The organism is uncultured Clostridium sp. (assembly GCF_963515715.1).
In the GTDB taxonomy this organism is placed as follows: Bacteria; Bacillota; Clostridia; order Clostridiales; family Clostridiaceae; genus Clostridium_AW.
The window spans coordinates 1-5,269 of the sequence record NZ_CAUPZS010000055.1 but is presented as its reverse complement, the minus strand read 5'-3'; the positions used below and the strand labels follow the sequence as shown (position 1 = coordinate 5,269).

At 32.5% G+C, this 5,269-nt stretch carries 8 protein-coding genes; 2 read left to right on the top strand and 6 right to left on the bottom strand.

Annotated features, from left to right (window positions below):
- Window positions 1–1,201: 1,201 nt before the first annotated feature.
- Genes RYO54_RS20090 through RYO54_RS20070 form a run of 5 tightly spaced genes read right to left on the bottom strand, consistent with a single transcriptional unit; the run spans window position 1,202 to window position 3,198 of the window.
- On the bottom strand, window positions 1,202–1,375 hold the full coding sequence (locus RYO54_RS20090) for a hypothetical protein (protein WP_315122466.1): 174 nt from the start codon (window positions 1,373–1,375) through the stop codon (window positions 1,202–1,204).
- Between the two features lies 1 nt (window position 1,376).
- Entirely contained in the window at window positions 1,377–1,709 is a 333-nt protein-coding gene (locus RYO54_RS20085; protein ID WP_001220782.1) for a hypothetical protein, read from the bottom strand.
- A gap of 7 nt (window positions 1,710–1,716) precedes the next feature.
- Complete coding sequence (locus RYO54_RS20080) at window positions 1,717–2,076, bottom strand: hypothetical protein (protein WP_000092745.1); 360 nt, start codon at window positions 2,074–2,076, stop codon at window positions 1,717–1,719.
- Entirely contained in the window at window positions 2,069–2,908 is an 840-nt protein-coding gene (locus RYO54_RS20075; RefSeq protein ID WP_001014727.1) for a phage replisome organizer N-terminal domain-containing protein, read from the bottom strand. Before RYO54_RS20075 ends, RYO54_RS20080 begins: the two co-directional genes overlap by 8 nt.
- An 8-nt stretch (window positions 2,909–2,916) precedes the next feature.
- Window positions 2,917–3,198, bottom strand: a complete 282-nt coding sequence (locus RYO54_RS20070) for a hypothetical protein (protein ID WP_000005472.1) — start codon at window positions 3,196–3,198, stop codon at window positions 2,917–2,919.
- Between the two features lie 147 nt (window positions 3,199–3,345).
- Between RYO54_RS20070 and RYO54_RS20065 the strand changes: the two genes are divergently transcribed.
- Together RYO54_RS20065 and RYO54_RS20060 are read left to right on the top strand one after the other, a co-directional pair.
- Complete coding sequence (locus RYO54_RS20065) at window positions 3,346–3,864, top strand: helix-turn-helix transcriptional regulator (protein ID WP_000181350.1); 519 nt, start codon at window positions 3,346–3,348, stop codon at window positions 3,862–3,864.
- A gap of 51 nt (window positions 3,865–3,915) precedes the next feature.
- Window positions 3,916–5,070: a site-specific integrase gene (locus tag RYO54_RS20060; RefSeq protein WP_000022152.1), complete on the top strand. Its 1,155-nt coding sequence runs from the start codon at window positions 3,916–3,918 to the stop codon at window positions 5,068–5,070.
- 131 nt (window positions 5,071–5,201) lie between these two features.
- On the opposite strand, the gene rpsI is transcribed toward RYO54_RS20060, so the two are convergent.
- The coding region (gene rpsI / locus RYO54_RS20055; RefSeq protein ID WP_314831076.1) for a 30S ribosomal protein S9 at window positions 5,202–5,269 on the bottom strand (68 nt) is incomplete at its 5' end.

Sequence of the window (5,269 nt, the reverse complement as noted above, 5' to 3'; positions counted from 1 at the left end):
AAATATTAAAAAGCCCTGCCATCGAAATGATAGCAGGGCTTAACTTCAATATCCAGATGATATATTTATCTAAAAAAGGTAGAGTAAAAGGTAGAGTTTTTATTGATTTGTAGTGCGATATAATGAGTTTCAAAAAATCAAAAATCGCTTAAAATCAATATTTTGACATCTATTGACGTGTACTGAAACCCTTACTTAACCTCTGTAAGGATATAATTACGGTACCAGTATATCATAAATAATAACAAAATCTTGACTTTCCGAAAAATAATGATTTTCCCGAAAGAAAGAGATCAACCTAAAAAATTACTGTCTTACTTATGTAATGTTTCTTTAATATAATATAGAAATAAAAAGTATGTAAATGAAAAGATTTATCACATTACTTTTAGTGTCTCTATCTACAATTTTATTAATTGCATGTTCTAACCAATCAAGCAATTCTTTAGATGGCGAATACCGTTGAATAAACGAGAGTAGAAATGAAGTTGCCTTTACCATTTCAGGTAACAAAGGAAATAGCAACAAAGGAGAGGCCGACACCTTTACAATTGATAAAGACAGTTCAACAATCGAACTGACTGGCTCTAATATCATAAAACGAAAAGAGAATTATACCTTCAAGGATGACGTATTCACTGTAGATATTTCAGGAACAAAGCAGGAGTATTACAAAAAGGATAGTGAAGAAATACAGCGACAAGTAAAACCCTCAAACTATTTGATATTCTTTATACAATAAAAACGCTTTTGTACTGACCCCAAAAGTTAGATTTTTTCTGTCTAACTTTTGGGGGTCAGTACACACCCGCATAGCGGGTATTTTTTTGTCTCGCACCTAGCGGAGTGAGACAGGCTAATAGTCACATAATAAAAAATTTACTTAAAGTCAGATTTTAAATACTTTAGAATAGTTCTTTCTAAAACTTACTCCCAAATTTTTTTGCTCGTATAATTCATCAGGGGTTTGGGGATTCCCCAAAATTCAAATCATCCCAAAAAGTACATACACTTTGTGTATACAAATTTTGGGATGATTTTGGGAGTGTGTGTATACAGACTCTGAGCTCGCAAAGTCATAATATGAGAAATCTCTCCCCTTCGATAAAATGATCAAAAAAATCACTTTAGCTGTACTTTGTGTGTACAATTTTTTTAAGAAGATATATAAGAAAACGCTGTTAAATTTAACAGCGCTTTCTTATTTTAAAATTCTCATATGGCTTTCTTTTTTATGGTTAGCATCGTAGTATTCCAGCATCGCATGATACAAACGAGCCTTCGTTTTATCTTGTTGTTTAATTCCATGAAGAAATAATTCTGCTCGCTTTAATTTCAATATGTATTCACATATCTGATCAAAATCCTTATCCATATTACTTTTGAAAATAAACATCTTTTTCCTCCATCACATCAACTATTTTTTGCATCAAAATAGACATATCCATTTTGTTTTCATAGCTTATTCTCCCAACTACAGTTGCAAGACGGGCTATAGAATTGATATTCTTTCCGACTTGTTCCAACTCTTCTGTTAAAGGAACTAAACCTTCAAAAGAGACTTTTTGGATGTTCAAATCTGTTCGTATTAATTTTTGTCTAGCAAACTCAGAAAAATTACGAATATTTTCCTTCCTCATACAATCATTTAATTTTTTATTTTCTTCTTCCGTCAAAAACACCTGTTTCAACACAGATTTTATTCTCATGGTCCTATCACCTCGTTTTCTTATTTAGTCGTTTTACAAGTTCTTTCACTTGTTTACTTGTCTTCTTTTCATATTCTATCATCAGCTCAACGCAGTAGTGAAATATCCTTACATTATCCAAATCCTCACTTTGTTCTGCTATTCTTTCTAACTGACGTAAGTTATTGATAATTCTTCTAACTTGAAATATAAAGTCATGATAAGATTCAAAATCAAATTGAAGATAAATAGGCGAGCTCTTAAATAACATTTTTCTGGCATAAGAGGAAAAACTTAGATGATTTGTCATTTCAATCAAGTTATTCACTATTTCATTCTGCTCTTCAGTGATATAACATTTCTTTAGAACAGTCCTATATCTACTCATTTATCATATACTTCTTTCGGGCATTTTCATGGGCAATAGCTTTGCACTCCAGCATACGTTCCTGCTTTAAATTCTCCATAGACTTAAATAAATACGCCAAAGGAGACGTCGCATCCTCAGGAATCCGTTCAATCATGCTAATGACTTCATCACTAGTTACATACCCACTAGCCAAATACTCGCCTATCTTCATCTTCTGAGCATGTGTTAAAGTGTAATTGTTAGGATACAAAAATCTATCATTGTACTTATAAGAAATGGATTCTAACAAAGAATAATATTTGGGTGGAATATAAGTTTCAGGCTTTCTAGAACTATTATCCAGTATATTCTCAATCTCTTTCTTATTCTTACTCTTGTTCTTAATCTCTTGCGTTACATTATCATTTTCATCCGTTACTGTAACGTTACAGTCTAAAACGAGTTGTGGCTCGCCTGTAATTAGTGCTTTTTGTTTTTGTCTATGACGAGCAACACGTTCCCTAGTTTGTTTTCTAATCTTTTCTAGTCCATCTATATTCTGATGTTTCTCCCATTTTGGAATGGTAATAGCGCCATCTATGATTTCTATCATGCCAAATTCTTCAAACATACTGAGAGCTAATTTTACAGATGTAGCCTTTCGTCTAAACACTGTTGAAAGCATCTCTTCTGTGTAATAAACCTTGTTCCCTAGACTTAATATGCCACTATTATTTTGCTTTCCTGCAAGCACCAGAATTTTAAACCATATTACAATAAGAGTATCTCCTTCTGGCATTGATTCTATTAGCTGAATTTTTTCATCATCAAATATATCTGTTGTTATCTTGATCCACTGAACACCATTCATACGAGTACCTATCTTTCATATTGCTTCAACCATCGTGTTACTGCTCTTTTATCGTATAAAGTCACTCCATCAATCACCATGGTTGGCATTCCTTCTTTCGTCCATTTTTGGATTGTTGTCGTAGATACATCTAACCACCTAGACAAACCTGACATACGAACCATAGGTTTATAAAGTTCTTTATCTTCAAATACTCTTGCTACAGCATTTGAAATCATCTCATCATAGTGAGCACGTAATTGCTTCTCTAATTCTTTAGGAAGCTGGACAACTAAAGTAGTTTCCGACATAAATTCACACCTCATTTCTAAATTAAATAAGCTCCGAAACCATTTAATTTGTTATTCATTTTGAATTATATATCCTTTTTGAATTTTTGTCAAGCTTTTTTATTCAAAAAGAATAAAATGTGTTATAATGATAAAAAGGAGGTTCTTATGACGAATCATATTACTAAACTGATAGAAAATAGCGGAAAAAAATTGACAGAAATTAGCGAAGCTACAAATATAGCCTATCCTACACTTTCTGGATACAATCAAGGAATCCGCAAACCTAAAAAAGATAATGCTGAAAAATTGGCAAAATACTTTAATGTTTCCGTCGCTTACATTATGGGACTTGATAGCAACCCACACGCTCCATCAAATCTTAAAATTGTTACAGATAGTTTCAAAACATCTAAAATTGGTTCTGTGACACCTTTTAAAAGCGATATGGAGAAGTTAAAGAAGAGCATCGAATTTGGCGAAAGGGCATTAACACTACCACTTGATGATAGTTTTTCAGATGAATTTCGTCATATATTCTCAGAATATCTAGCTGAGAAAAACAAACGTTTTATGTCTGAGTTTATAGATTATATGAATCACCAAAATAAAGATTCTAAAGTTTGGCAGAGCTGGATTAAAACAGACGAATACGCTATCCGCCAAGAAGATAGAAAAAATAGATAGACACTCATTTCTCAATTACATAAGCTCCGAAAACTTAGATACGGAGAAAAAATGTCTATACACAAATACAAAACAAAAAAAGGAATCCTATACTATGTCAGCTTTTACATTGGCTTAGATGCTTATGGAAAGAAAAAAAGGCACTTAAAGAGAGGGTTCAAAACCAAAAAAGAGGCAAAATTGTACGAAGCTCGTTTAGAAGCTGGTGTCGTTGCCCCCACAGTAAGTACCGACAAACCTAACCCCAAAGTCACTTATAAAGAACTTTATCAAGAATGGTTTAATGCCTATGTTGGTACCGTTGAAGAAACAACTTCTTCCCAAACTAAGAATATCTATCGAATACATATTCTACCAATATTTGGCGATAAATTTATTGACCAAATCAGTCCTTTAGACTGTCAAAACTTTATTACACAAAAATCTCAGACTTTCAAAAATATCAAACAGATAAAATCCTATACCTCAAAAATTTTTGATTTTGCAATCAACATGAACTACATTGATCGAAATCCAATGAAGAATGTTATCATGCCTAAAATCAAAAAAACTAGATCAGATAATTTTTGGTCACTGGAGGAATTACATCATTTCCTTGATATAGTGAAAGAAACTGAGCCATTTAAACATTTTGCTTTATTTAGACTGCTTGCATTTAGTGGACTACGAAAAGGGGAGTTATACGCTTTAAAATGGGCTGATATTAACTTTGACAGCAATCTATTGAACATAGATAAAAGTCTAGGAAGAATTGACGGTAAAGCGATTGAAAAGAGCACAAAGAATGAATCTTCAGTTCGTACAATCTATCTTGATGATGAGACAATCGATATTATTAAGCAATGGAGAAATTTCTATCTGAAAGAACAATCTCAGCTTCCTCTTACAAAGCTGAATATTAGTGATGAATATATGTTCTCTTACATATCAAGTAATGACAAAATTGAACCTTTGCATGCTGATTACATTAATAACGTACTGAATCGAATTATTAAAAAGCATAAATTAAAACCAATTAGCCCACATGGGTTTAGACATACACATGCAACACTTATGTCTGAAATTGGAATCGATCCTTCTAATACATCAAAACGTCTCGGTCATGCAAGCAGTCAGGTGACATTAGATGTCTATACTCACACCACAAAAACTGGTGAGAAAAACTCTATTGACAAATTTGCAGACTATCTCAATAAAGCAAAATAAATCATGATTTTAAAAATTTAGAAGAGGTTATCAGAAGGTTATCACAAAGCTATTTGAGCTCAAAAATCGACAAAAAAGCACTTTGCAAAATTTTTGCAAAGTGCTTTGAAACGTTGATATAATCGTATTGATTAACGTTTTGAGAATTGTGATGCTTTACGAGCTTTCTTAAGACCTGGTTTCTTACGTTCAACTTTAC

What these genes read in the sequence shown, in the direction of transcription:
- RYO54_RS20090 (WP_315122466.1), bottom strand. Translation starts at nt 1,375, where the DNA reads ATGGATAAGGATTTTGATCAGATATGTGAATACATATTGAAATTAAAG.
- RYO54_RS20085 (WP_001220782.1), bottom strand. Translation starts at nt 1,709, where the DNA reads ATGAGAATAAAATCTGTGTTGAAACAGGTGTTTTTGACGGAAGAAGAA.
- RYO54_RS20080 (WP_000092745.1), bottom strand. Translation starts at nt 2,076, where the DNA reads ATGAGTAGATATAGGACTGTTCTAAAGAAATGTTATATCACTGAAGAG.
- RYO54_RS20075 (WP_001014727.1), bottom strand. Translation starts at nt 2,908, where the DNA reads ATGAATGGTGTTCAGTGGATCAAGATAACAACAGATATATTTGATGAT.
- RYO54_RS20070 (WP_000005472.1), bottom strand. Translation starts at nt 3,198, where the DNA reads ATGTCGGAAACTACTTTAGTTGTCCAGCTTCCTAAAGAATTAGAGAAG.
- RYO54_RS20065 (WP_000181350.1), top strand. Translation starts at nt 3,346, where the DNA reads ATGACGAATCATATTACTAAACTGATAGAAAATAGCGGAAAAAAATTG.
- RYO54_RS20060 (WP_000022152.1), top strand. Translation starts at nt 3,916, where the DNA reads ATGTCTATACACAAATACAAAACAAAAAAAGGAATCCTATACTATGTC.